Raw genomic sequence first — 26,549 nt, forward strand, 5'->3', positions numbered from 1 at the left:
GAACAAAAAAAGAGGAACATAAAATGCTCCTCTTTAATATCTTACGAAAGGCAAACTACCTTTTTATAATTTACGCCTTATCTTCCGAAGCGTTATTATCCGTTTTTGGGTCCTTATTATCCTCTTCACTATCGTTCTCTTTAGCTTCTGCACCATCTCCATTCTCATCCAACTGAACAATGTGTTTGTTCACTTTACGTTTTCCAAAAATGCTTTCAAGATCTTCACTAAAAATAACTTCTCTATCTAAAAGAAGGTTAGCTAACTCAGTATGCTTGTCTTTATTCTCAATAAGAATCTTTTTAGCACGCTCATACTGCTCTTCAATAATTGCACCTACTTCTTTATCTATTGCTTGAGCCGTCACCTCACTATAAGGTTTAGTAAAACCATACTCATTCTGACCACTCGAATCAAAATAACTGATGTTACCTAACTTCTCACCCATTCCATAATAAGTAACCATGGCATAAGCCTGTTTAGTAACTTTTTCAAGATCATTTAAAGCTCCTGTCGAAATCTTACCAAATTCAAGTTCTTCAGCTGCTCTTCCTGCTAGTGTAGAACACATCTCATCTAAAATTTGCTCTGTAGTAGTCAACTGACGCTCTTCTGGTAAATACCAAGCAGCACCTAAAGCTTTTCCCCTAGGAACAATCGTTACTTTTACCAAAGGATGAGCGTATTCTAACAACCAACTTGTAGCAGCATGACCCGCTTCATGAAAGGCAATTGCTTTTTTCTCTTCTTTGGAGATGATTTTATTCTTCTTTTCAAGTCCTCCAACAATTCTATCAACAGCACTCAAGAAATCTTCCTTCTCTACAATTTTTTTGTTACCACGTGCTGCAATTAAAGCTGCTTCGTTACACACGTTAGCAATGTCAGCACCAGAGAAACCGGGTGTTTGCTTCGATAAGAAATCAGACTTCACATCATCGCTTAATTTTAGCGGACGTAAATGCACTTCAAAAATCTGCTTACGCTCTTTGATATCCGGAAGTTCAACATGAATCTGACGATCAAAACGCCCTGCTCTCATTAATGCTCTATCCAAAATATCGGCACGGTTAGTTGCTGCAAGAATAATTACACCCGAATTGGTTCCAAAACCATCCATCTCAGTTAATAACTGATTCAGCGTGTTCTCACGTTCGTCATTAGCTCCCATGCTAGCACTCTTACCTCTGGCTCTACCTATCGCATCAATCTCATCGATAAATACTATACATGGAGATTTTTCTTTGGCTTTTTTAAACAAATCTCTAACTCTAGAAGCTCCTACTCCAACAAACATCTCTACAAAGTCAGAACCTGACATACTAAAGAAAGGAACATTCGCTTCTCCAGCTACAGCTTTTGCTAATAACGTTTTACCTGTACCTGGAGGGCCTACTAATAAAGCTCCTTTAGGAATTTTACCTCCTAGATCTGTATATTTCTCTGGTTTTCTAAGAAATTCAACGATTTCTTCAAGCTCTGTTTTAGCTTCCGCTAAACCTGCTACATCCAAAAAGTTAACATTGATATTTGATTCCTTATCAAAAACCTTAGCTCTGGATTTTCCTACATTAAAGATGTTACCACCTCCAGCACCTCCACCTTGAGAACCCATTCTACGGAAGATGAATATCCAAATAATCAACAGCAAAAGCAAAGGCCAAATAAAGCCTAGAATCTCGTTCAGATAATTTGAGCGTTGTTCATATTTGTGTGGAACATTTAGGTTTTTAGCTTCCTCCATCTTTCGATGGTCTTCAACATAACTATCAATGGTAGGTAGTTCAACTCTAAAATGAGGTCCTTTTTCGGTAAGGGCAGAAAACCTATCTCCAAATTCGTCTTTATACTTATCTAAAGCGTCCTTTTTTATAGTTACCTCTACAACTCCTTCATTCCTTATAACGGTTACCATATCAATATCACCAGAAGGCAATACCTCATTAACATACTGACTATAGGGTAATTTTTTAACTATCTCATCTTGTTTTACCATAAAGAATGAGATCAGCAATAGTAGTACTATGCCGTAAATCCAATATCCATTAAATTTAGGAAACTTTGTATTTAAGTTATTTCCTCCCTGATTGGAAGGATCGTTTTTTTGTTTTTGCTCTTCGCTCATTAGTTAAAAATAAATAACTGACTAAAATAAGTTTTCGATGTCGGTACGTTTTGCATCAGCCCAAAGCTCTTCTAAATTGTAAAAGCTTCTGATAGGCCTCTGAAAAACATGAACTACTACATCCACAAAGTCAACTAAAATCCACTCGGCATTTTCTTTTCCTTCTGTGTGATATGGTTTTTCATTCAGTTTTTCTCTTATATAATCTTCAACTGAATCACCAATGGCACCTACTTGGGTATTACTATCCCCATCACAAATCACAAAAAACTGACAAATACTTCCGTCAATTTCTCGCATGTCCAAAACAGCAATATTTGTGCCTTTCTTTTCCTGAATACCTTCAACAACGGCATCTACCAATTGTTCAGCAGAGTTATTCTCTTGGATTGTCATTAATTTTATATGTTTTTTACGATTACTTTATACTACAAGGCTGCTAATTTACTAGAAAAACATGAAGATACTACATTTTTATATTCGCTTTTACTAACTACTTTTGCTGTTATAAAACAATCTGCCAACTTTAGTGACATTATGGCGGAATAAATCACATCATATGTCATCATTGGATCAGTTTAAAATATATAAATACGAACAACTTGCTTCTACCAACAATAAATTGAAGGAGCTCAAGCTTACATCTGACCTAAATGAATACGCCATTGTACAAACGGATAATCAAACTGCAGGCAAAGGTCAAGCAGGTAATTCATGGGAAAGCGAGAAAGGTAAAAACCTAACGTTTAGCTTATATATCAAACCTAACTATGTAGAAATCCAAGACCAATTTATCATTTCAAAAGCGGTTGCTCTTGGAATAATTAGTGTATTTAACTCTTACAAAGAAGGATTTAAGATAAAATGGCCCAATGATATATATTATCACAATAAGAAAGTAGGAGGAATATTAATAGAAAATGCACTTTGCCAAAGCGAAATAAGTGAATCCGTTATCGGGATTGGATTAAATATTAATCAGACTAATTTTATTAGCGATGCACCAAACCCAATTTCTATAAAATCCATTCTTAATAAAACTATGAATTTGGATGAGATATTAGTTCGTATTTTAGCGAGCATTATTGAGCAAATAGAAAAAATTAAAGCAGGCAAAGATATAGAGCTTGATGATTTATATATGAAACACCTATATAGAAATGTAGGATTACACGCGTATAAAGATGAGAATGGGAAATTTGAGGCTTCTATTAACGGAATTAATAACTACGGCCACCTAGAATTAAAAACTCCAGATGGAACAATTCGTAGTTACGCCTTTAAGGAAGTTGAATTCCTACTTAATTTGGATATTGATAATTAGCAATAGCGTCTCCTAACATATTTAAAAATTTATTGACTTGCTTACCCACCATCATTTTCATCATCGGGTTTAACTCTGCTTTTAAGGTCAACTTAATTCTGGTATCACTTTCAGAAACTTTCTTTAACTGAACCCACAGATAAAAGTTAAATGGCACCTTTCCATCCGTTGAATATTTTACGGTTTTAAAGGGTTCCTTATCTACAATTTTCAATCCTGCATCTCCAATTCCATCTACCTTAAACCTACAAGTATCCTCTGTACTTTGCCAGTCCTTAATCTTATCTTGGGGAATTAGCTCCTGAAAATTATTAAAGTTGGAGATAAACGAAAACACCTTTTCTTCAGGGTGCTCAGTTTTTTTTATTTCACTTTCGTATTTAGTCATATCTTAAAACAAAAAAAGCTCAAAAGGGAGCAACCCAATTGAGCCATTATATTTTTATATATTTATTACTTCCCCCAACTTGCTGGGTCATTTCTCCATGCTCCCAATTCGTTCACATCATCAGCAGATACATAACCTGACGAAGCAGCAACTTCAATTAACGTTTGATAATCACTTAGGGTATTCAATTGAACGTTGTTCTCAGTAAAATTATCTACAGCCTTTTGAAAACCATATGTAAAAATAGCTACCATTCCCATTACCTCACAGCCAGCTTTTCTTAAAGCATCCACAGCTTTTAGGCTACTTCCCCCTGTTGAGATTAAATCCTCAACTACAACCACTTTTTTACCTGCTTCAATATCACCTTCAATCAAATTTTCCATTCCGTGCCCTTTTGGCGAAGAACGAACATATACAAATGGTTTTTTTAACTCATCTGCCACTAAAGCTCCTTGCGCAATTGCACCTGTTGCAACTCCAGCAATAACATCTGCATCTGGATATAATTCATTCACTAAATCTACAAACTTCAACTTAATAAAATCGCGAACCTCTGGATAAGATAATGTTTTTCGGTTGTCGCAATAAATAGGAGAATTCCACCCTGAAGCCCACGTAAATGGGTTTGTTGGTTGCAATTTAATTGCCTTAATTTGCAACAATTGTTTTGCTATAGTTTCTGATACTTTTTCCATGGTGCAAATGTATAAAGTTTTTTTTAAGGATAGAATTGTTTTTTTAACCAACAATATTGATCGAGATCTTAGTCCGGATTTTGGGGCTATTTTCAAATATTCAAACACAAAGGAACTTCAGGATTTTATTACAAATTTTGAAAAGAAGGAAGAAATTAAAAAGGCCTTTATATACCATCATGATTTGGATGAATTAATGGTATTATTCGGTAATTGCTTTAAGCAAATAACAGCAGCTGGTGGTGTAGTTTACAATTCCAACAATGAGATTCTTTTTATTCATCGTTTGGGCGTTTGGGATTTACCCAAGGGAAAAGCTGAAAAAGGCGAATCGATTGAAGAAACTGCCCTTCGAGAAGTTGAAGAAGAATGTGCTATTTCTCCACTAAAAATTATCAAACCCTTAAATTCAACTTTTCATACTTATACTTTAAAGGGTAAACTAATCCTAAAAAAGACATACTGGTATAAAATGGAATATGCAGGAAACGATATCCCTAAACCTCAATTAGAGGAAGATATTACTGAAGCTTGCTGGATTCCCTCAAATAATGTTAAAAAAGTAACAGATAATACCTATCCTAGCATTAAGGAGGTACTTTTTGAAGTAGAAAGTTAAATTTTTAATCTATTTTTGCACTCAGCCACTGATTTTGCCAAAGAATGTAATTTCAAGTTTCGTTTTATTATATTTATAAAAGAATTAAGTACAAGCAAGCACAACACACATGACGGCCCAAGAATTTGAATTTGAAAACAAAAAAAATAGACTTAGACAGGAAGCTGTAGACAAAGAGGTTCAACGCTTAAGAAAAATAAGTCAAAAACAATCGGGGAAAATTACTAACTTAAGAAAAGCCCTATACTTTCAGTTATTCTTCTTTATCACACTATTCTTAGTATTAATTTTTAAAGGTATTATAAACTTTAAAAGTACTTCGTCAAGTAAGGATTATGCATTGTTAGTTAAAAAATATGAGCTACTCTCTAAAAAACAAAGTTCACTATCTACTACTTTAGTGATGTATAGAGACAGTATCCATAAATTTTATGATAAAAACATTGTAGAAAGAGGTGAAGAAGGCTATAAATACCGTGTGCAAATTGGTGCTTACAAAGAAGTTAATCTAAGTGAATATTTAGATGATTTAGTAGCTATTAATCAGGAAACGTACGATAGCATTTGCCAGTATACCTTAGGTTCGTTTGATGATTACTCAAAAGCTGTTACTTTTTCGAAAACCATTAAAAAAATGGGCTTTAAAGATTCTTTTATTTTAGCAACAAAAGATGGAAAAAGAATTCAGTTAGATCAACTCCCGAAAGAAGTTAGGGAAAATAATAAAATTCCAACTGCAAAAAAACAAACAGATAAAGCTGAGCAGAATGAAGCTACTCAGCTTTAGTATTTTATTCAACACTCTTATTGATTAATCCTTCTCTTATATAGGAAACGATTTTCCATCTATCTTCTGGCATAATCTGTCCTTGATGGGCGCCCATAACACCATATCCAACAGAAATCACATGAAACATTTCTCCATCAGGATTGGTTGTCACTTTTTCAGCTAATAAACTAGCTGGTGGATAAGCATACTTCCCACTTGTATACAAAAAGCCTTTACCGTCGCCTTTATCACCATGACAATGCCAACAATAAATATTATACAAGCGCTTACCTTCGATAATAGCTTCAGTATCTTGTGTTTCTCCCATAAATGGGTTTAATAATTTTTCTCCTGCTAGTTTTCTGTTTTCCTCCGTTTTTTCAAACTGATATGGTATTACACCACGAGGAATACTATTCTCAACAGGTAACAAATTCGTTTTTCCTCCCTCTACAACAGGATTTTCAGAATAGGTTTCGTAACTCCTAGACTGTTCCATATCTGGGAAGTAACTATAACCAGGCTTATTTCGATCATTATCGCACGAAACTAAAGCAATACTAACAATCAATAAAAGAATAAGTCTATTTAATATTTTCATAGTCAAAACTTTCTTTAAAATATGGATGATTTTCTGGAACTAAACTGCCTTTTGTTAATGCCTTAAAAACAAAGAATGCAAATATGGCTACGTAAAGAACGCTTAATCCTATTTCGAATAAACCAATATGCGAATGCTCCGCTCCTACTGCTCCTGGCATGATAGCTAAATATAAATCTACCCAATGACCAAGAAAAACGATAATTGCAGTATAAAATAACCATGTTGTTTTACGCTTTGTTCCTCTGGCCATTAAAGCAAAGAAAGGCGCTACAAAACAAACTATTACATTTACATAGAATAAGGTTTCAAAGCCCTTTATGCGAGTTACATAATAAGTGGTTTCTTCTGGAATGTTAGCATACCAGATTAATAAATACTGCGATACCCATAGGTAGGCCCAAAAAATACTAAAGCCAAACAAATATTTACCTAAATCATGCAAATGCTCATCATTAACATGATTCATATAACCCATTTTTTGAAGCAAAACCAAAAAGATAATGATAACCGCAATAGAATTAACAAACATTCCTATGAAGGTATACCAACCATATAAAGTACTAAACCAATGTGCATCAATACTCATTAACCAATCCCATGCTGAGGTTGAACTTGTAATGGCAAAAAACACAATAAATATTCCTGAAAAAGTACGTAAGCGATTAAAAAGCTTTAAGTCGGGGTTTACATCACTCATGAGTGACACTTTGCGGATATTGTGAAATAAGAAAATCCAACCTGCCAAATAAATAAACATTCTCAGGATGAAGAACGGCATATTTAAATAGCCTTGTTTCATCTGTAAAATATGATCTAAATGCTCGGTATGTGTCCAATGATATAATGAATGAGCGCCTAATAATATTGGCACAATCATAATTGCTCCTAACCAAATATTACTACCAATAGCTTCAGCAATACGCTGAATAGAAGTTTGCCATCCCGACTCAGCAATTAAATGAACTGCGACAAAGAACCCTGCTCCTAAGGTTAGGCCAATAACCATAAAACCATTCAGTAATATGTTTGCCCAAAACCTATGACCATCTACACCTCCTGTAAAATACCCAAGAAGGGTCAGAACAAATCCAACAACGGCTGCCGCCATCAACGTGGTCTTTAGCTTTTTAGAAAAGATAAAATCCTTATACATCTTGCTCTGTTTTTGAAGGTTCAACTTGTTTTACTTCTTCTGCTCCTGCACTACTCAACACCTCTGTTATATTAGAAACTTCACTTTCATCATTCACCTGAATAGCCACTAAAAAAGCATCATCTGTTGTTCTCTCGTCAAAAATGATGACTGGAGCACCAGGACCAATTCCAGAGCGTATTAAAAATCCAAACACCAAGGAAATTGCAGCAAATAGAACCGCCAACTCAAAAGTTACTGGAATAAATGAAGGAACTGATAAATATGGTTTACCTCCAAAATTAATAGGCCAACTTTGGGTAAACACCCACATCTGAAAATAAAAAGCTAAAACACCACCTAACGCGCCAGCTATAAAACCTAATCGAGGCAGTCTAGACCTTTTTATTTTTAGAACATCATCCAAACCATGCACAGGGAAAGGAGTTCTTACATCAAAAATAGAAATCCCTTTATCCTGAATCTCTTTAATTCCCGTAAGCAGATCTTTATCATCCCAATAAACACCCGTTATGAATTTATTACTTTTCATTTCGACCTCCTTTCTTTATGAAGTTTTCACCCGAACTTTTTAATACACTCTTTATCTCAGAAATAGCAATTACTGGGAAAAAACGGATAAACAAAAAGAACATGGTAAAGAACAAACCAAAGGTTCCGATATATACACCTACTTCAACCCAAGTTGGCGAATACATAGCCCAACTCGATGGCAGAAAGTCTCGATGAAGTGAGGTTACAATAATTACAAAACGTTCAAACCACATTCCAATATTCACGAAAATGGATATCACAAAAGTAGCAGCTAAATTTCGTCGTATCTTTTTAAACCAGAAGAGCTGAGGTGTAATTACGTTACACGTCATCATTATCCAGTAGGCCCACCAGTAAGGACCAAAGGCTCGATTAACAAAAGCATACCGTTCGTAGACGACTCCTGAATACCAAGCCATAAAAAGCTCTGTTAGATAGGCTATACCAACAATTGATCCTGTTGCGATGATTACCTTATTCATCGATTCCACATGACCAACGGTAATATAGTTTTCTAGATTCAGCGCTTTTCGTGTGATAATCATTAAGGTTAGTACCATGGCAAACCCTGAAAACACAGCTCCTGCCACAAAGTAAGGCGGAAATATAGTGGTATGCCAACCAGGTATAACCGAGGTAGCAAAGTCCATACTTACAATAGAGTGTACCGAAAGCACTAATGGCGCAGCCAAACCTGCCAATATCAAACTCATACTTTCATGGCGCGACCAATGTCTTGCAGAACCAGTCCAACCAAAACTAAGTACTGTATAAATTTGCTTTCTTATACCGTCTTTAAGTCTATCTCTAATAGAAGCGATATCTGGAATTAAACCCATATACCAAAAAAGCAAAGAAACTGTAAAGTAGGTAGAAATGGCAAATACATCCCATAATAATGGAGAGTTAAAGTTTACCCATAAATCGCGCGTATTTGGGTAAGGAAAAACAAAGAATCCCAATGGTAAACGTCCCATATGTAATAAGGGGAATAGTCCAGCACACATTACGGCAAAAATAGTCATTGCCTCCGCACTACGGTTAATACTGGTTCTCCATTTTTGCCTAAAAAGAAGTAGGATGGCAGATATAAAAGTACCAGCATGACCAATACCAACCCACCATACAAAATTGGTGATTCCCCATCCCCAACCAATGGTTCTGTTCAATCCCCAACTTCCAATACCTTCCCAAACGGTAACATATATGGCAAATCCTCCAAAACCCAATGCCAATAATGCTGTAGCTAAACCAACATACCAAAGTTTGCCGGGTTTACCCTCCATAGGTTTTGTAATATCATCGGTTACGTCTTTATAACTTTTTGCCCCAGTAACCAAAGGCTCCCTTAATGGTGATACGTACATTAGCTATGCGTTTTATGTTCAGGTTCTGATTTCTTTGTCTCTTCAATATTTCTCACCTTAGTTAAATATGCCACACTTGGTAATGTATGCAATTCTTCTAATAGGTGATATCTACGTGGATCTCTCATCATTTTGCTAACCTCACTATTTTTGTCATTCATATCTCCAAAAGTGATAGCCTTAGCAGGACATCCTTGTTGACATGCTGTTTGAATTTCGCCATCTTGTAATGGTTCACCTTCTTTTTTAGCATCTAATTTTTTCTCTTGGATTCGCTGAATACAGAAAGAGCATTTTTCGATGACTCCTTTTGCTCTAACAGTAACATCTGGATTAAGTACCATTCGTTTTAAATCGGTACTCATACCTGCTGGATCAACACGATTGAATGGAATAGCATCTGCTCCTGTATAATCGTACCAGTTAAACCTACGTACTTTATAAGGACAGTTGTTATTACAATATCTAGTTCCGATACAGCGGTTATAAGCCATCTGATTAATACCCTCTGAACTATGGTTGGTAGCGGCGACAGGGCAAACATTTTCACAAGGTGCATTATCACAATGTTGGCACATTACAGGCTGACGAACAACTCTTAAACTACTTGGATCTTCTGGTGCCTCAGTATAATATCTATCAATTCGTAACCAATGCATTTCGTGCGAACGACGAACCTCATCTCTTCCCACAACTGGCACATTATTTTCCACCGAACAAGCTACCACACAGGCATTACATCCGGTACAAGAATTTAAATCGATAAACATAGCCCAATGATGACCTTTATATTCGTGTTTATCGTACAAAGAAGTATGAAGCTTTTCAATCTCTGCGTGCATCTCGTTACCTGATGCTGGATCTTTTAAATATTCACTCAATGAAGTTTCGCGAACAATAGCACGTCCTTCCATAGAGTGATGAGTTTGCGTAGTTGCCAACTCATAAGTACTTCCTGTACTTTTTACGTTAGCAACAGAAGTATAATATTTTACTGTAGAATCATCACCTACAAGTAATGGCTTAACATCTTTACCAATCACTTCAGGATTTGGACCTTCCATGACTCTACCATAACCTAAAGCAACACTAATTACTTCGTCATGATTACCTGGCTGTATAAAAACAGGAAGTTCTATATCTGAAATAGAAATTACATCACCTTGTTTCCATCCCTTTTTATCAGCCAAATTAGGCGATACTGAATAATAGTTATCCCAGCATACGCGAGAAACAGGATCGGGCAACTCTTGTAACCAAGGATTATTCGCCATCTTTCCATCTCCAACAGGAACTGATTGATAAGCGACTAATTCAAATCCGCCATTACTTTTTTCCTTGCTGAGCTCTTTGCCTGTAGAAGAATAATCTACTTCAGATAATGTTCTTTTATTTTCAGAATTTGCGGCAACTAATACACCTGCACTTAGCGTCTTTTTCCATGTGGATAAAAATGGATTATCATCTTCTGATTGAGGAATGATATTATCTCCCCAATACTTATATAAATAATCATATGCATTTGATGAATCACCAAGCCAACCTAATAATATTTCGTTAACACTTTTGGTTTTAAAGATAGGTTGAATAACGGGCTGCGTTAAACTATACATGCCTGTAATAATTTCAGCATCTGTCCATGATTCCAAGAAATGACTTGAAGGCAACACATACTGGCAAAATTGACTGGTCTCTTCGCCTTGCGCAGCTACATTAACTGTCAAACCAACTTTTTTAATGGCTTCAACAAATGAAGCTCCATTTAAAGCATTGTATGCAGGATTAGATTCTAAGCAAATTACTGCTCCTACTTTACCTGCATTACAATCTGTCAGAAAATCGGCGTAAGCCTTATCAGATCCCTGATACAAGTTTATTGTTGACTGAACATTAATGATTTCTTTGTAAGTATCAAGCATTGTATTAATACCTGCTACCAACAATTGAATATTTTTATCGTTAGAACCTGATACAACTAATGACGAAGATTTTGCATCAATCAAATCCTCAGCAACTTTAGTAACTTCCTTCTCAAATCCACCATTTTCTAGCGAGGAAAGATGTAAGCCTTTTGCCACTTCATTATATAAAGAAAGAATATATCGTCCCTCTTCTGAAGGTTTAATCACATATCTATCATCAGCATTAGATCCCGTTAAAGACATAAAACCTTCAAAGTGTATATGCTTAGAGATATTCTTTTGTCCCTTATCTAACTTTCTGTTTTTAACATATTGACTGGTAAACACCGTTGGCATCAACCATGAGCCAAGGAAATCTGCTCCAAAAGAAACAATAACTTGAGCCTTATCGAAGTTAATCATCGGAATGATAGACTCACCAAGCAATTCCTGATGTGCTTCTTTTATTCCACTATAGGAATAAGCATCTAAGCTAACTTGTTTCACATTAGGATACTGCTCAGAAAGCTTTTTAATCAACGACTTTTGGGTAGGACTAATAACTGTTGGTGTTAAAAGTACTATATCCTCATTTTCGCCAACCGCTTTTAACCCTGTAGTAATATTTGTATTTGCCTCATCCCAGCTTATTTCTTCACCATTAAATGTAGGTACTTTAGGCCTCGATTCATCATACAAGTTTAATAAGGAGGCTTGCACCTGAGCAGACGTTCCACCTTCTGTTAAGGTAAAAAGATCGTTGCCCTCAATTTTAATAGGACGTCCATCTCTTACTTTTACTAAAATAGGTACAGCCTCGCCTCCATTATAAAATGTAGATGCATAAAAATTGGCGATACCAGGTCTTACTTCTTCTGGCTGAATAAGCAGTGGAATGGCCTTTTTTACAGGTCGCTCACAACTAGCTAATACAGCTGCTGAAGCAACACTAAAACCAAAGTATTTTAAAAAATCTCTTCGGTTAGATTTTAATGCCTCCTGTGCTTGAATTTTATTGGGTAAATGGGCGTGATCATCTTTTTGCCCTTGGTTATATTCTTCTATGCTTTTCCAGTATTTCATTCGAAACGATTTGTATGATGATTCATTCAGAAATTAACTCTAAAGTGTCCAGATTAATAGTGACACTTCATACAATCATTAGCTCCAATATCAACTGCTTTAATAGAGTCGCGAACACCTTCGGACAGTTCATTATGGTATTTATCGTATATTGAATAATAATCATTTGCAAACTGAACATTTGTCTTTTTATGACAGTCTAAGCACCATCCCATAGATAAATCATTTTCCTGTTTAAGAATATGCATTTCCTCAACAGCTCCATGGCATTCTCGACAATCTAACTTACCTGCATTTACATGCTGAGCATGACTAAAAAACACGTGGTCTGGTAAGTTATGAATTCGAACCCACTCAATCTCCTTGCCTTCCTCGAAGCTTTGTACCACTTTAGCAATCTCTGATTTTCCAGAATGACTTCCTTCGCGAACTACCATATGACAATTCATACACACCCCAGTACCAGGTATTCCTGCCGACTTACTTTTTTCAGCTGTAAAGTGACAATATTTACAATCTATTTGATTATCACCTGCATGTACTTGATGCGAAAACTTAACGGGTTGATCAGGCATATAACCTTCACTGCGACCTAACTCAGCGGCCTCAACGTATGCCATATTTAAATGAACCGAAATTCCTCCGAGAATAATTAAAATATGAATGGCTTTGTACCTTATTTTTTTTGTGAAGATTAAATCAACTAATGCTAAGGCCATTATGCCACCCACTAGCAAAAACATCATTAATTGCGGATAAGTCTTAGGCTTTTCTCCTACTCCTTCAACGTCTAGCTGTTTTAAGTATAAACGAATTTGACTCAGTTGTTCATCGGATAATTTATAACCTTGGTGAACTTTTGCAATAAATCCATCTTCTGGACTATTAACAGCATTCTTAAATTGTTCTTCCGTCAGCTCTCCTGCAGCCTTAACAACTTCCATAGCTGTTGGATTCCAATTTATTTCTTCTCCAGTAAACTTTGCATGGCACGATATACAAGATGGATTATTACCACCTGTAGATACTAAACCATGATAAAGTCTTTCACCCATCATCAAATTAAACTCATCCGATTCGTTAAATGGCTGAGTGTTTTCGGATGAAAATACGTTATTAACATTAAATGCTAAAAACAACATCATCCATATAACCTTGACATTAACAGACTTAAACAAGGAAAATATATTCATCTTTAATTAAGGTTTTTAACAGTTTATCCAATCCCTTCAATCCTTCTCTACGCACGTTCTAGAACAAATAATTTGTCTTTGCTACACTAAATAAGGAAGAACTAGAAATAATGTTCATACTTTTTTAACATTTTTTTTATTTTATTATAGTAATACGGTAGGATTATTACGCTCCTAATCAAGCTTTCCCGTTAGTTTACGGACTAGGTTATACTTAGAAAAGAACTCTTTAGCCACTACTCTGACAATCGTGTAAACAGGAATAGCTAAAAACATTCCAGGCATTCCTGCAATATATCCAGCCATAATGATCACTAAAAATATCTCTAAAGGGTGTGCCTTAACACTTGACGAAAAAATAATAGGTTGAAAAAAGATATTATCTGCTAACTGAACTAAAGTAAACAGTAATACAATACCACCTAAAAAAACAAATAATGCAGGAGGAGCTACCATCTGCAAATAGACTACCACAGATACCAATAGGCCAAAAGCAGCTCCAATAATAGGTCCTAAGTAGGGAATTATATTTATGATTCCAGAAAATAAGCCAATAATTAAAGCATGCCTAAATTCTAATCCTATAATCAACATACCCAAAACTACAAGTATAGATATGAGTGTAATCTGAATGATGATCCCTATAAAATAACGTCTTAATAAACGATTAATAGACCACAACATATGATCAACTCCTACATAATAACCTTCGGGAACCATCATTTTTATGCCTTCAAGTAATAGCCATTCATCTTTTAACAGAAAAAATGTGATAAACGAAATAGAGAAGAGGGCGATAAAAGTACTACCCACAAAATCAGCAACCGACGAGAGCATGGTTTGTATCTTACCAATATCAAAAATAGATACTAAAAAATCATTGATCTGCTCCTTTAGCATGGGCAAACCAACATTACCAATAATAGAATCCTGAATAGGAGTAATCATAGGGTTGGTGATTCCTTCTAGCCTTTCCAGCATTAAATAAAAATCCACCTTAGACAGGAACTGAATTTCTTCAACAACAAACGGAACTACATAACTAATAAAACCCAAAATCATTATCCATATTAGGAGTACTGTTGCTAATGCACTCCAACCTTTAGATAAAAAAACCTTACGTTTTACTTTGGTTTTACGCTCACCATTAAAAAAATTAAACAACGGACGAGTAACCAAAGACAAGATTGCAGATAAAAATATAAAAAAGACAATTGCTTTAAAATACCATAACAAGTATAATCCGATTACCACCGCTATAAATCCTATTAGGTATTTTAAATTTTCCTTCATAAATCTTCCTATTCCTATATATTAATTGGTCATTTCTCTTATTAACATATAGCATTTACTTATGTAGATATGAAAAACTAACCCTTCTTAAATTTAATTAAAAGAAATGTCAACATCAAGTCCGAATTAGATTAATCAACAATACTTTAGTGAATTAAAGTGTTTGAAAGTTTACAAAAATAAAGAGCAGAACATTTTAAATTAATGGTCAAACTACTAAATTAAATTTTTTTGTTTAATATTTTTTAACATTTATCGAGATAAAAACTTACATTTACAGTACCATTAGAACAACATTTTATTAAACAACCAAAATCCCAAGCAAAATGAAAGGAGCAATTATCGGAGATATAATTGGGTCGGCATTTGTTAATGACAACAAATCGTCGACCGATTTTCAATTATTTAAACCCATCTCCTCTTTTACTCACGACACCATTCTTACTTTATCAACAGCAGATTCTATTTCGAACCAAATAAGTTTTGAAGAGAGCTTAAAAAAATGGGTGAAAAAATATCCCTATGCAGGATACAGAAGTAATTTTATAGACTGGGTCGATTCAAATTCACCAAAACCATATTTTAGTAGTGGAGATGGTGCAGCCAGAAGAATAAGTCCCATTGGTTTAGCTGCAAAAACCTTGGAAGAAGCGCTTATTAAAGCTGAAGAAACAACTTATTTAACACATAACAATCCAGAAAAAATTAAAGCATCCAAAGCTGTAACTGCAGCAATTTTTTTGGCTAAAAACGGTAAAAACAAACAAGAAATTAGCGATTACATTAGCGAGAATTTCAACTACAATTTAAGTCATTCGTTAACGGAGCTTCACGACCAAGTGATTGACCCAAATTTAACGTCTCCAGCACCCATTGCTATAAGCATTTTTATTAACTCAGACAATTTCGAAGATGCCATTAGAAAAGCTATTTCTATTGGTGGGCCGAGCAATACTATTGCGAGTATAACTGGAGGAATTGCGCATGCTTATTATAAGCATATACCGAGAAGTATTATCCGAAGGGCCTTAAATAGATTAACACCTGAAATGCAAAGAATCATAGATTCCTTTGAGGATGTTTATCTTCAAACAACAGATGAAAATAAAGAAATACTTATCAACTTACATTAAATCATATTCTGATATTTCAGAATAACAAAAAGGCCTGAAGAGTAAAATACTTCAGGCCTCTTTTGTTTTATAAGATTGTCTCTACATTATTGCAACGTCGAGTACTTCTTTTATATTATCCACATAATGAAAATCTAAACCTTCAATATAAATATCCTTAATCTCGGAAACATCCTTCATATTCGTTTTAGAAAGAACAATCTCCTTAATTCCAGCTCTTTTCGCGGCCAATATTTTCTCTTTTATTCCTCCAACTGGTAACACCTTTCCTCTTAGCGTAATTTCACCAGTCATAGCAATTCGCTTTTTTACTTTTCTACCGGTAAAAGTAGAAACTAAAGCTGTGGCCATCGTAATACCTGCCGAGGGTCCGTCCTTAGGAATAGCACCTTCTGGCACATGCACATGAATGTTGTTTTCATCAAACATCTTCGCATCAATTCCAAAATTTTTGCAATTAGATTTAATATATTCCAAAGCTAATACCGCAGATTCTTTCATTACATCACCAAGATTACCTGTTAAAGTAAGCTTGCCATTACCTTTTGATGTACTCGATTCAATAAATAAAATTTCTCCACCTACTGCTGTCCAAGCTAAACCGGTAACAACTCCTGGTACATGAAGATCTTGCCATTTCTCCTTCGAGAATTTTTCAATACCCAAATTCTCTTTTATGTCATCAATAGAGATCGCTTTTTTAAACTCTTTATCCGTAGCTATTTTTAATGCGTATTTACGCGCTAATTTAGCCAAGTTTTTATTCAATTCCCTAACTCCCGACTCACGTGTATAATTCTCTACAATGAAGCTCATAGTTTTTTTAGAAAGCGTCAGCTTACTTTTAGGAATACCGTGATTTTCCAATTGCTTAGGCCATAGATGACGCTTAGCTATTTCTGTTTTCTCATCCAAAATATATCCACTCACTTCAATCAACTCCATTCTATCCAATAATGGTTGAGAAATGGTGCTTAAAGTGTTAGCAGTAGCAATAAATATCACCTTAGATAAATCGTAATCTACCTCAAGAAAATTGTCGTGAAAGTTCTCGTTTTGTTCTGGGTCCAACACTTCCAATAAAGCAGCAGCAGGATCTCCATGGTTGCTACTTCCGATTTTATCTATTTCATCCAAAATAAAAACAGGGTTTGAACTACCCGCTTTTTTTACGTTTTGAATGATACGTCCTGGCATAGCACCTATGTATGTTTTTCTATGCCCCCTGATTTCAGATTCGTCATGAACTCCACCCAGTGACATTCTGGCATATTTACGATCAAGTGCATCTGCAACCGATTTACCTAAGGAAGTTTTACCTACTCCTGGAGGGCCGTATAAACAGATGATAGGTGATTTTAAATCACCTTTAAGCTTTAGCACTGCTAGATGCTCTAAAATACGCTCCTTTACCCCATCTAATCCAAAATGATCTCTATCTAAAATTTCTTCAGCTGAAACCATATCAAACTTATCCTCAGTATACTCATTCCAAGGTAGGTCAAGCAAAGTTTGTAAGTAATTATATTGTACCGAATACTCTCCTGTAGCCGGATTTAATCGTTCCAGCTTATCAACTTCTTTAAAAAATAGGTCAGCAACTTCCTTACCCCACTTCTTTTTTTCAGCCTTCTCTTTTAGCTCTCTAACTTCCTGCTCAATAGGGCTAGACCCTAACTCATCCTGAATCGTCTTCATCTGCTGATGAAGCATATATTCACGTTGTTGCTGATCAATGTCCAGCTTAACCTTACTCTGGATGTCATTCTTAAGCTCAAGCAATTGCACCTCACGGGTCAAATGCTCCAATAACTTCATACCTCTAGCTTTAAGCTCATCAATACGCAAAAGGCCTTGCTTTTCTTTTACGGAGATCTCTGTATTAGAGCAAATAAAATTGATTAAAAAAGTTGAGCTTTCTATATTCTTTACTGCAAACGATGCCTCTGGTGGAAGATTAGAAGAATACTTAATTATCCTAAGCGACAGGTCTTTTAACGAGCTCACTAAAGCTTCGTAATCACGAGACTCATCGCTATCTGGCGTTACATCTAGCAATTGACTCACCTTAGCTTTTAGGTAAGGTTCCGTTTCTGTCAGCTCCTCTAATTTAAATCTGGCTTTTCCCTGAATAATTGCAGAAGTAGATCCATCAGGCATCTCTAGTACTTTTATTACCTTAGCAACAGTACCCACTTTATATAAGTCATCCAGCGAAGGCTCTTCAACTTCAACTTCCTTTTGCGCTATCGTTCCAAAAAAACCTCCGTTTTTCTGAACTTCCTTTACTAACTTCAGAGACTTTTCTCTTCCTAAAGATATAGGAGCAATTACTCCTGGAAATAAAACTGTATTTCGTAATGGTAGGATGGGCAATTCATCAGGCATCTCAAAATCAGCAACTTCTGATTCGTCCTCATCTGATACAATTGGAATATACTCCGCATCAGAATCGTACCCTTCATTTAATCCAAAACTATCAATTGAGATTTTAATATCATTCATAATCATAACATAAGTATAGAACCGTGTCAAACTGTCACATTCATGCACAACAAAACACGTCTCCTCTATTAGTCAATAGCTATGCCAAACACGGTTACTACCAGAATTTGGTGTAAAAAAAAAGCTCCGGTTATACCGAAGCTTTACAAAGTTAAGCTACTAAGAGCTTATTTTTTTTTGCCATCCATGTGCTTTTGATATCTATTTCTAAACTTATCAACACGTCCTGCAGTATCAACAAGTTTCATCTTACCAGTATAAAAAGGGTGAGATGTGTTTGAGATCTCAAGTTTCACCAATGGATACTCTACTCCGTCGATTTCAATTGTATCCTTGGCATTTGCTGTAGAACGAGTAATAAAAGTTTCCTCGTTTGACATATCTTTGAAAGCAACCAAGCGATAATTATCCGGATGAATTTCCTTTTTCATTGTACTATCTCTTTAATATTCAAATTTCTTAACGGACTGCAAAGGTAAATATAAATCTTAAATGTGCAAAATAAAAAGTATTTATTTGAAATAAAATACTCAGCTCATTAGCTCATACGCTTACTCTTAGCACAGTTTCACTATCTAGCTATTAACATCTGACTTCTTTAAACTCTCCTTAGAATCACGTGGAATTGATGAAGCTCTCACATTTTTTCTTTTGGCCGGATCAAATATCAAACGGTACGTTATGTGTCTTTTACTAAATTCAGCACCCATTGAATCTTGCAGCGCCCTCATTTTAGGATTAAAATCTCCTACCCACGACAACTCCATCTCCTCCAACCAGGTTCGCGAAAAAACATGGTCGCGCAAATGATAAAACAACCCCGATTCAACACCCGACTTCTGAAACTTTGGTTTAACTCCCAAAACAACCACGCGTAAACGTGTCATTACATTTTTTCGTTTCAGCCACAAAAACCGCAACTTATTTGCTAATCCAAGCTTACCATTAAAGTGCTTGAAAATCTGATTAACATCAGGGTACATTAAAATAAAACCAATCGGCTCTCCCTTATAATAGGCGTACCACAACAATTCTTCTATAGCAATAGGTTTTGCTTGCATAAAAGATGGCTCTACCTTCTCTTTGGTTAATGGTGTAAAATTCTCATGAAACTTCCAAGCCTCATTATAAACTTCCACCATATCTTCTATAAACTTATCTTTTTGGGTCCACCTAAAATACTTAAATTCATAATCAGGCTTTTTTCCAATCCATTCTGCAATTTTCCAAAAACGAGCAGGAAAAGGCTTCTTTAAATCTAAACGATTAGTGACTTGCTCAAAATAGTTTTCAAAACCATAAGCTTCGTAAAAGGACTGATAGTAAGATGGATTATACTGCATTCCGTAGGTGGGCGAATCATCAAAGCCCTCGACTAACAAGCCCCAAAAATTATCATTTTCACCAAAATTTATTGGACCATCTGCCGCCTCCATTCCTTTTGACTTAAGCCATTCAACCGCCTTATCAAATAATAGAAATGCCGCAGCTTTATCGTTAACACATTCAAAAAAGCCAAGGCCTCCAGTAGGTTGATCAAAACCATAAGCTTTCTTTTCATTAACAAAAGCTGCTATTCGACCCAATATTTCTCCACTATCATCCTTTAACAGAAATCGAACAGCATCGCCAAACTTAAAATAAATGTTCTTTTTCGGATTAAATATATTACTTATATCCTTATCTAATGGGCGAACATAGTGCTCATCACTTTTATATATTTTATCAACCAGATTTAAAAAATCGAAATGTGATGTCTTATCATCAACTACAATGATTTCCATATTACAGTAAGCTATTTTTTATGATATAAGTAAAAGGAACCAACTACACTTTGAGTCTTCATACTATTAAAAATATAAGCGATGAAGTAAGAGAAGAGTTTTTACTTACTTGTGTAAAGCTATAAAAAATGCGTTTCTAACAAAAGGTCAATATAGATGAAATCTAGAATTTATACCATGAATCGTAATTTGATGGGCCTTTTATCTCCGAACTCTTATGAAAGTATTCATTTTTAGCCGCAACGTATTTGTAATCTTTTTCCCACTCATGAGCATTTTCAGCTACCTGACGCACGGCATCAATTATATAATCAATCTCCTCTTCCGAAGTTGTAGGATGCACGGATAACCTAACCCAACCAGGTTTTTCTGACAAGTCGCCTTTATTAATTTTGCTGGTTATTTTATTAGATGTATAATAATCTACATGCAGTAAATAATGACCATAGGTACCTGCACAAGAACAACCTCCTCTCACCTGGATACCAAAAAAATCATTCAGCAATCGCACCACAAGGTTAAAGTGGATACCATCTAAATAAAAGGAAATCGCAGCTATTCTATCATCCATATTATCGGCCAAAATATTCATGCCTGGAATTGCTCTAAAGGCCTTTAATATTTTAGCTACCTGATCCGACTCACGTTCAATTATCTTTTGCGCATCCATCTCTTCTTTTAAACGAACACATAGCGCCGCTTTTATGGATTGTAAAAACCCAGGCGTACCTCCATCTTCACGGGCTTCAATATCATCAATATATCTATACTTACCCCACCTATTGGTCCAATCAACCGTACCTCCCCCTGAATTATCTGGCGAATGATTGTGATATATAGATTGATTAAATACCAACACTCCTGAACTTCCTGGTCCACCTAAAAATTTATGGGGAGAAAAATATATAGCATCAAGACTCATTAAAGGATCGGATGGATGCATATCGATATTTACATATGGAGCCGACGCAGCAAAGTCTACAAAACAAAAACCGCCATGTTCATGCATTACTTTTGCTAAATCGTAATACGGAACTTCAATTCCCGTTACGTTGGAACAAGCTGAGAAAGCACCAATCTTAAGCGTTCGATTCTCGTACTTAACAATTTCTCTTCTTAACAATTCTGGATCCACTAATAAATCATCCGTTGGCTCAATAACCACCACATCTGCATTTGATTCTAACCATGATGTATGGTTGGAGTGATGCTCCATATGAGTTATAAAAATAACAGGTCGATTTTCTGGAGGCATATGATAATATTGCTGTGCCTGTTCCGGGACTCTCATGCCTAGAATACGTTGAAGTTTATTTACAACAGAGGTCATACCTGAACCTGCTGTAATAATTATATCTTCATCAGAAGCATTTACATGAGACTTGATAATTTGATGAGACTGCTTATAGATATTGGTTATAATCATTCCTGTATCGCTTGATTCGGAATGTGTATTTGCCACCATTGGACCAATTTTATCTTTTAAAATATCCTCGATAGGACCATAAAGCCTTCCACTAGCAATCCAATCGGCATACAATAAAGGTTTCATTCCCAGAGGAGTCTCAATTTGGGTATTATAACCAATCGTATTCTCTCGATACTTTTTAAAATAAGATTCGTGCTTCAGCATAACATCTACAGTATAATTTGGGCTAAAGATATAGAGCCCTGCCCAAATAAAAACTGATTTATATTATCTCAAGATAAATAATACTAGAATGATAAGTTAGGAATGTTTCATAAAATCAAGTTCAGTTTTTACATCCTCAACCAACCAAGCACAATTAGGTTGATCAGACACCTCATTAATAAACTGTTCAACACGTAACAACAAGTCATTTGATTTACGACACAACTGCCTTAAAAAACGCCCTTGTACCCTTAAAGTAAACTTGCCTGTTGAAGAAAAACTTTGCTTTATTAGCTTAAAATATGAATCTAAATCGCCTTCGTCTAGAGCATTACCTTTTTGCATAAACACAGCTAAACCTACCCATGCTGCTGCATTTTTATATTTGTTCGAATCCTTCAACCATCTTCGGCAGAGCAACTCTACATTATCAATACGCCACAAAAGATTTACACCTAGTTGTTCTGAAATCTCATTGCTATCAATCAGTACCGACCACTCTTCAAGCATCGCATTTATATCAAAACTCGAATCTGCCACCATAGAAGCCAAAATCATCGTTTCTCTAATGTCTCTTTGCCAAAGTCTATCTGCTAACTCATTATCATACCTATACTTTTTGGCCAAACTACGTAACCAAACTATACTAGCTCCATAGTTTAAACGATACTCTATCCCATGATCCTTCATTTGGGAAGAAACATCTCCATCCATCAACTTATTTAAACGCTTAATTATATCATCCACCTTATCAGCAGTATTATCTTGCAAATAAAACTTCATTTTTTATTCTTTTAATTACTTCAATTTCAATAACAAATCATTTTCTTGCGCAATTTATTCTATTTTTTTTGAAGAAAACACTTGCAAGTCTAGTTTTTTTAATGTTATCTTTGCATCGCTTTTAGCAAAAATGGTGATTGTAGCTCAGTTGGTTAGAGCGCTGGATTGTGGTTCCAGAGGTCGCCGGTTCGATCCCGGTCTTTCACCCCATTCAAAACGCAAGTATCTAATAAAATGATACTTGCGTTTTTTTTTAACAGCTAGCTATAATTTATTTTAAAAATTGAGCACTACACAGTTACTCCCTAATTCCCCTATACAAAAGCTCTTATTATTTTCCTTTTAGTAATTACAACACTTATAAAAATATAGATTTTTAATTTTTACCATTGACTTCCTCCTAAAAGCGCCATACATTTGCTTGCAGATAAGAATTGTATCGGCATTGATTACACAACTGGCCCGTGACAAGATTTTAGGTAGCAAGTATGCTACCTATTTTTTTTTGCCAACACCTTATTTTTATTGACCATTGCAATTCTATTTGAATCTCTCTAATTATCTATTTTCGTATATTGCCCCACTTATAGAATTTAACTACTTTTACAAGGTAAGCCTTTAAAAACTCAATTAAATTGAGCCGTAACTATATTAATATGCGACAATACCCTTATCAGCTCATATGTTGTTTGTTGGTATTACTTTTTGGCACCAAATTAAGTGCTCAAAATGTAATGAATAAAATTGAGCGCATGGAGAAGGCTGTTTTTACCATTTCATCGTACGATAAAAACGAAAACTTAATTGCCTCACGAACAGGTTTTTTTATCAGCAGCGACGGCATAGGAATTGCCCCTGCAAATGTATTATTGAATCCCGATTCCATAGCAATAACCCTAAGAAATGGCCGAGATTACAAAGTAGGAAAAATCCTCTCTGTACATAAATTAGCCAACCTCACGATGTTTAAAGCCATCGACCATCGACAAAAAGGTTTTGAATATATCATTCCTTCTCAAAAAACAGAAAGAGACAACAATGAAGTATTAATTATCAGTAACCCAGAAGAAACAGAGGGAGGCTTAAGTCTAGGCACTGTTACAAAAATACACCAAGCCCCTTACTTAGACAGAATGACTCAGATCAATGCCAACTACGGACCACAAAGCGCAGGCGCTCCCGTCATCAATAGCGATGGTGATTTAGTTGGAATTGCCAATTACATCAACAAGGGACGTATGCGTCATTTTTTAAGCACACATATATTAAACGATAGTTTATGGATAAACTTTAGCAAAGAGTCTGACTGGAAGAAAACGCTAAAAACCAAACATAAACATGTATTATACCCATACATGCTCGAAGGTATTTCTAGCTTTATGAACACGGACTGGGTAGAGTCGGCTAAAAAATTTTCCTTCCAGATAAAAAGTGATTCATCTAATCTTAAAGCTTATATTTTAAGAGGAGAAGCTCGAAGGCAATACGAAAACTTTATGGGCATGAAATTGGACTTTGAATATGTCAATCAAAACGAACCTAAACACTTTTTAGTTTCGTATTTCGAGGCCTTAAATCATCTAGAGAAAAACGAGGACAACAAAGCATTCGTAAGTCTTATTGCCAGCATTGAGCAAAACGAATATTACTCTCCAGCTTTAATAGAGTTTGGCTTGCTTGCTGTAAAACTCAGAAACGATGTTGAAACAGCTAAAAAATGCTTCGATCAGGCCATCAAAACAACCCCTTTATATGCCAAAGGATATTATGAGCGAAGTCGATTACTAATCCAATACCTTGACAACAATAGCACAGCTATGGAAGACATTAGCAAGGCGATTGAATTAAACAATTTTTTACCTGGCGCCTATTCAATAAGAGGCACTTTACGAATACAAACCGAAGACTATCTTGAGGCTATTTCTGATTTTGATAAAGCATTAGATATTGACCGAAATGATACACACGCCCTATTTAATAGAGGCATTGCTCACTATAACCTTGGCATGAAAAACAGGTGCTGCGAAGATTGGGATGCAGCCAGCCAGTTAGGTCACTACAAATCGGTTAAATACATGTCGCGTTATTGCAACAAAACACCAATTTCGAGAGGCCGCTAGAAGTTTTGTAAAAAAGACTAAATTTGCCCCAAATAATTTACCATGACTACTATTGAACAGCTAAAGGATTTAGCGGAACGTCAGCTGGCGTTAAGGAGGTATCTTTGACATTGATCGAAAAAAGATTGATATAGAAGAGCAGGAAATGCGCTCGCAAGCTCCAGATTTTTGGAACGATGCAAAGGCCGCCGAAAAACACATGAAAGTACTTCGTGAGTTAAAAGCTTGGGTGATTGATTTTGAAGTTATTGAATCTCAAATTGACGACCTCAATGTGCTATTTGACTTTTTAAAAGAAGGAGAAGCAGAACAAGAAGATATTGACGAATTATTCAAAGACACCATAAAAAAGACAGAGAACCTGGAGTTAAAAAACATGCTTCAGAGAGAAGAAGATAAGCTAGGGGCTGTTTTAAAGATAAATGCTGGCGCTGGAGGTACCGAGAGTCAGGATTGGGCAGAAATGCTAATGCGTATGTATTTACGCTGGGGCGAGAAACACAAATACAAAATTAAGGAAGTCAATTACCAAGCAGGAGATGACGCAGGTATTAAAACCGTAACTTTACAATTGGAAGGTGATTTTGCATATGGATATTTGAAAAGTGAGAATGGAGTACACCGACTTGTTCGTCTATCTCCATTTAATGCTGCCAACAAAAGAATGACTTCTTTCTCTTCCGTTTTTGTTACACCTTTGATTGACGATACAATTGAGATTGAAATTAGTGCCTCTGAGATAACCTGGGAAACATTTCGATCAGGTGGTGCTGGTGGACAGAATGTAAACAAGGTAGAAACTGGCGTTCGTTTACGTCATGCACCGACTGGAATTATTATCGAGAACACCGAATCTAGATCGCAATTAGGAAATAAAGAAAATGCCATGCGTTTGCTGAAATCTCAGCTTTACGAATTAGAATTACGCAGACGAATGGAAGAACAAAACAAAGTTGAGAGCAATAAAATGAAAATTGAATGGGGTTCTCAAATACGTTCATATGTTTTTCAGCCCTATAAAATGGTGAAAGATTTAAGAACCAGTTTTGAAACATCGAACGTGCAAGCTGTGATGGATGGAGAATTAGACGGCTTCATCAAATCTTACCTCATGGAATTTGGTGGCAAAAAGAATTAAAGACATATTCAAATACTATTATCATGATTACATACTTACATAACCCAAGATGCTCCAAAAGTCGCTTAGGACTTGAGTATCTTAGCGAAAAAGGAATAACTCCTATCATCGTTAAGTACCTTGACACTCCTTTAAATACGGAAGAAATCAAGCAAATAATAAAAAAGCTTAATATAAAGCCAATTGATTTAATTAGAAAAGGTGAAGATTTCTATAAAAAGGAAATTAAAGGAAATGATTTTTCTGATGCTGAATTAATTAATGCTATGGCCGAGAATCCTAAATTAATCGAACGCCCTATTATTATCAATGGTGATAAGGCTGTTATAGGTCGTCCTGCTGAAAATATTGACGAACTATTATAATCAATTTGGAGTGCACAAAATAACTGCACTCCATTTT

At 35.5% G+C, this 26,549-nt stretch carries 23 protein-coding genes and 1 tRNA gene; 8 read left to right on the forward strand and 16 right to left on the reverse strand.

Features of this window, described 5'->3' with window-relative positions; translation table 11 throughout:
* Positions 1 to 70: 70 nt before the first annotated feature.
* Both ftsH and rsfS read right to left on the reverse strand, forming a co-directional pair.
* A complete protein-coding gene (gene ftsH, locus A8L32_RS08275; protein ID WP_075590321.1) occupies positions 71 to 2,125 on the reverse strand; it encodes an ATP-dependent zinc metalloprotease FtsH in 2,055 nt (684 codons plus the stop codon).
* Positions 2,126 to 2,146: 21 nt separating this feature from the next.
* Positions 2,147 to 2,521, reverse strand: coding sequence for a ribosome silencing factor (gene rsfS, locus A8L32_RS08280; protein WP_143525039.1), 375 nt, complete (start codon positions 2,519 to 2,521; stop codon positions 2,147 to 2,149).
* A 163-nt stretch (positions 2,522 to 2,684) separates the two neighbouring features.
* On the opposite strand from rsfS, the gene A8L32_RS08285 reads away from it, so the two are divergent.
* Positions 2,685 to 3,449, forward strand: coding sequence for a biotin--[acetyl-CoA-carboxylase] ligase (locus tag A8L32_RS08285; RefSeq protein WP_075590322.1), 765 nt, complete (start codon positions 2,685 to 2,687; stop codon positions 3,447 to 3,449).
* Here A8L32_RS08285 and A8L32_RS08290 read toward each other — a convergent pair.
* Together A8L32_RS08290 and pyrE are read right to left on the reverse strand one after the other, a co-directional pair.
* A complete protein-coding gene (locus A8L32_RS08290) occupies positions 3,427 to 3,837 on the reverse strand; it encodes an SRPBCC family protein (protein WP_075590323.1) in 411 nt (136 codons plus the stop codon). The two genes, A8L32_RS08285 and A8L32_RS08290, sit on opposite strands and share 23 nt — an antisense overlap.
* Positions 3,838 to 3,902: 65 nt before the next feature.
* Positions 3,903 to 4,535: an orotate phosphoribosyltransferase gene (gene pyrE, locus A8L32_RS08295; RefSeq protein WP_075590324.1), complete on the reverse strand. Its 633-nt coding sequence runs from the start codon at positions 4,533 to 4,535 to the stop codon at positions 3,903 to 3,905.
* A 7-nt stretch (positions 4,536 to 4,542) separates the two neighbouring features.
* Between pyrE and A8L32_RS08300 the strand changes: the two genes are divergently transcribed.
* Positions 4,543 to 5,154 carry an NUDIX hydrolase gene (locus tag A8L32_RS08300; RefSeq protein ID WP_075590457.1) on the forward strand — a complete coding sequence of 204 codons (612 nt, stop codon included), beginning with the start codon at positions 4,543 to 4,545 and terminating at the stop codon, positions 5,152 to 5,154.
* A 109-nt stretch (positions 5,155 to 5,263) separates the two neighbouring features.
* Positions 5,264 to 5,941, forward strand: coding sequence for a hypothetical protein (locus A8L32_RS08305; RefSeq protein WP_075590325.1), 678 nt, complete (start codon positions 5,264 to 5,266; stop codon positions 5,939 to 5,941).
* 4 nt (positions 5,942 to 5,945) lie between these two features.
* Here A8L32_RS08305 and A8L32_RS08310 read toward each other — a convergent pair whose 3' ends face one another.
* From A8L32_RS08310 to A8L32_RS08340, 7 genes are all read right to left on the reverse strand, one after another.
* Positions 5,946 to 6,524, reverse strand: coding sequence for a c-type cytochrome (locus tag A8L32_RS08310; protein WP_075590326.1), 579 nt, complete (start codon positions 6,522 to 6,524; stop codon positions 5,946 to 5,948).
* Positions 6,508 to 7,680: a hypothetical protein gene (locus A8L32_RS08315; RefSeq protein ID WP_075590327.1), complete on the reverse strand. Its 1,173-nt coding sequence runs from the start codon at positions 7,678 to 7,680 to the stop codon at positions 6,508 to 6,510. The genes A8L32_RS08310 and A8L32_RS08315 overlap by 17 nt, the downstream gene beginning before the upstream one ends.
* Positions 7,673 to 8,212, reverse strand: a complete 540-nt coding sequence (locus A8L32_RS08320) for a DUF3341 domain-containing protein (protein WP_075590328.1) — start codon at positions 8,210 to 8,212, stop codon at positions 7,673 to 7,675. The genes A8L32_RS08315 and A8L32_RS08320 overlap by 8 nt, the downstream gene beginning before the upstream one ends.
* On the reverse strand, positions 8,202 to 9,581 hold the full coding sequence (gene nrfD / locus A8L32_RS08325) for an NrfD/PsrC family molybdoenzyme membrane anchor subunit (protein ID WP_075590329.1): 1,380 nt from the start codon (positions 9,579 to 9,581) through the stop codon (positions 8,202 to 8,204). Before nrfD ends, A8L32_RS08320 begins: the two co-directional genes overlap by 11 nt.
* Complete coding sequence (locus tag A8L32_RS08330) at positions 9,581 to 12,565, reverse strand: Fe-S-cluster-containing hydrogenase (RefSeq protein ID WP_075590330.1); 2,985 nt, start codon at positions 12,563 to 12,565, stop codon at positions 9,581 to 9,583. Before A8L32_RS08330 ends, nrfD begins: the two co-directional genes overlap by 1 nt.
* Before the next feature lie 53 nt (positions 12,566 to 12,618).
* Positions 12,619 to 13,758 (reverse strand): cytochrome c3 family protein, encoded by a 1,140-nt coding sequence (locus A8L32_RS08335; protein WP_075590331.1) that lies wholly within the window; start codon positions 13,756 to 13,758, stop codon positions 12,619 to 12,621.
* Between the two features lie 174 nt (positions 13,759 to 13,932).
* Complete coding sequence (locus A8L32_RS08340) at positions 13,933 to 15,051, reverse strand: AI-2E family transporter (protein WP_075590332.1); 1,119 nt, start codon at positions 15,049 to 15,051, stop codon at positions 13,933 to 13,935.
* Between the two features lie 326 nt (positions 15,052 to 15,377).
* On the opposite strand from A8L32_RS08340, the gene A8L32_RS08345 reads away from it, so the two are divergent.
* The gene (locus tag A8L32_RS08345) at positions 15,378 to 16,184 is read left to right on the forward strand and encodes an ADP-ribosylglycohydrolase family protein (RefSeq protein WP_075590333.1); all 807 of its coding nucleotides are present in this window, start codon (positions 15,378 to 15,380) and stop codon (positions 16,182 to 16,184) included.
* A gap of 81 nt (positions 16,185 to 16,265) precedes the next feature.
* Here A8L32_RS08345 and lon read toward each other — a convergent pair whose 3' ends face one another.
* The 5 genes from lon to A8L32_RS08370 form a co-directional block, all read right to left on the reverse strand.
* On the reverse strand, positions 16,266 to 18,689 hold the full coding sequence (gene lon / locus A8L32_RS08350) for an endopeptidase La (protein ID WP_075590458.1): 2,424 nt from the start codon (positions 18,687 to 18,689) through the stop codon (positions 16,266 to 16,268).
* A 167-nt stretch (positions 18,690 to 18,856) separates the two neighbouring features.
* Positions 18,857 to 19,120 carry a type B 50S ribosomal protein L31 gene (locus tag A8L32_RS08355; protein WP_075590334.1) on the reverse strand — a complete coding sequence of 88 codons (264 nt, stop codon included), beginning with the start codon at positions 19,118 to 19,120 and terminating at the stop codon, positions 18,857 to 18,859.
* 144 nt (positions 19,121 to 19,264) lie between these two features.
* Positions 19,265 to 20,473: a GNAT family N-acetyltransferase gene (locus tag A8L32_RS08360; RefSeq protein WP_075590335.1), complete on the reverse strand. Its 1,209-nt coding sequence runs from the start codon at positions 20,471 to 20,473 to the stop codon at positions 19,265 to 19,267.
* A gap of 163 nt (positions 20,474 to 20,636) precedes the next feature.
* A complete protein-coding gene (locus tag A8L32_RS08365; RefSeq protein WP_075590336.1) occupies positions 20,637 to 22,106 on the reverse strand; it encodes an aminotransferase class V-fold PLP-dependent enzyme in 1,470 nt (489 codons plus the stop codon).
* A 96-nt stretch (positions 22,107 to 22,202) separates the two neighbouring features.
* Complete coding sequence (locus A8L32_RS08370) at positions 22,203 to 22,889, reverse strand: DNA alkylation repair protein (RefSeq protein WP_075590337.1); 687 nt, start codon at positions 22,887 to 22,889, stop codon at positions 22,203 to 22,205.
* Between the two features lie 133 nt (positions 22,890 to 23,022).
* On the opposite strand from A8L32_RS08370, the gene A8L32_RS08375 reads away from it, so the two are divergent.
* From A8L32_RS08375 to arsC, 4 genes are all read left to right on the forward strand, one after another.
* Positions 23,023 to 23,099, forward strand: a tRNA-His gene (locus tag A8L32_RS08375).
* Between the two features lie 542 nt (positions 23,100 to 23,641).
* Positions 23,642 to 25,009: a S1 family peptidase gene (locus tag A8L32_RS08380; RefSeq protein ID WP_158027214.1), complete on the forward strand. Its 1,368-nt coding sequence runs from the start codon at positions 23,642 to 23,644 to the stop codon at positions 25,007 to 25,009.
* 42 nt (positions 25,010 to 25,051) lie between these two features.
* A protein-coding gene (gene prfB, locus A8L32_RS08385) for a peptide chain release factor 2 (protein ID WP_143525041.1) occupies positions 25,052 to 26,147 on the forward strand; the annotation gives its coding sequence in 2 pieces (ribosomal slippage) (positions 25,052 to 25,114 and positions 25,116 to 26,147; 1,095 coding nt in all).
* Positions 26,148 to 26,170: 23 nt separating this feature from the next.
* Positions 26,171 to 26,512, forward strand: a complete 342-nt coding sequence (arsC, locus tag A8L32_RS08390; RefSeq protein WP_075590340.1) for an arsenate reductase (glutaredoxin) — start codon at positions 26,171 to 26,173, stop codon at positions 26,510 to 26,512.
* Positions 26,513 to 26,549 lie beyond the last annotated feature (37 nt).

The organism is Labilibacter marinus (assembly GCF_001659685.2).
GTDB classification, from domain to species: Bacteria; Bacteroidota; Bacteroidia; order Bacteroidales; family Marinilabiliaceae; genus Saccharicrinis; species Saccharicrinis marinus.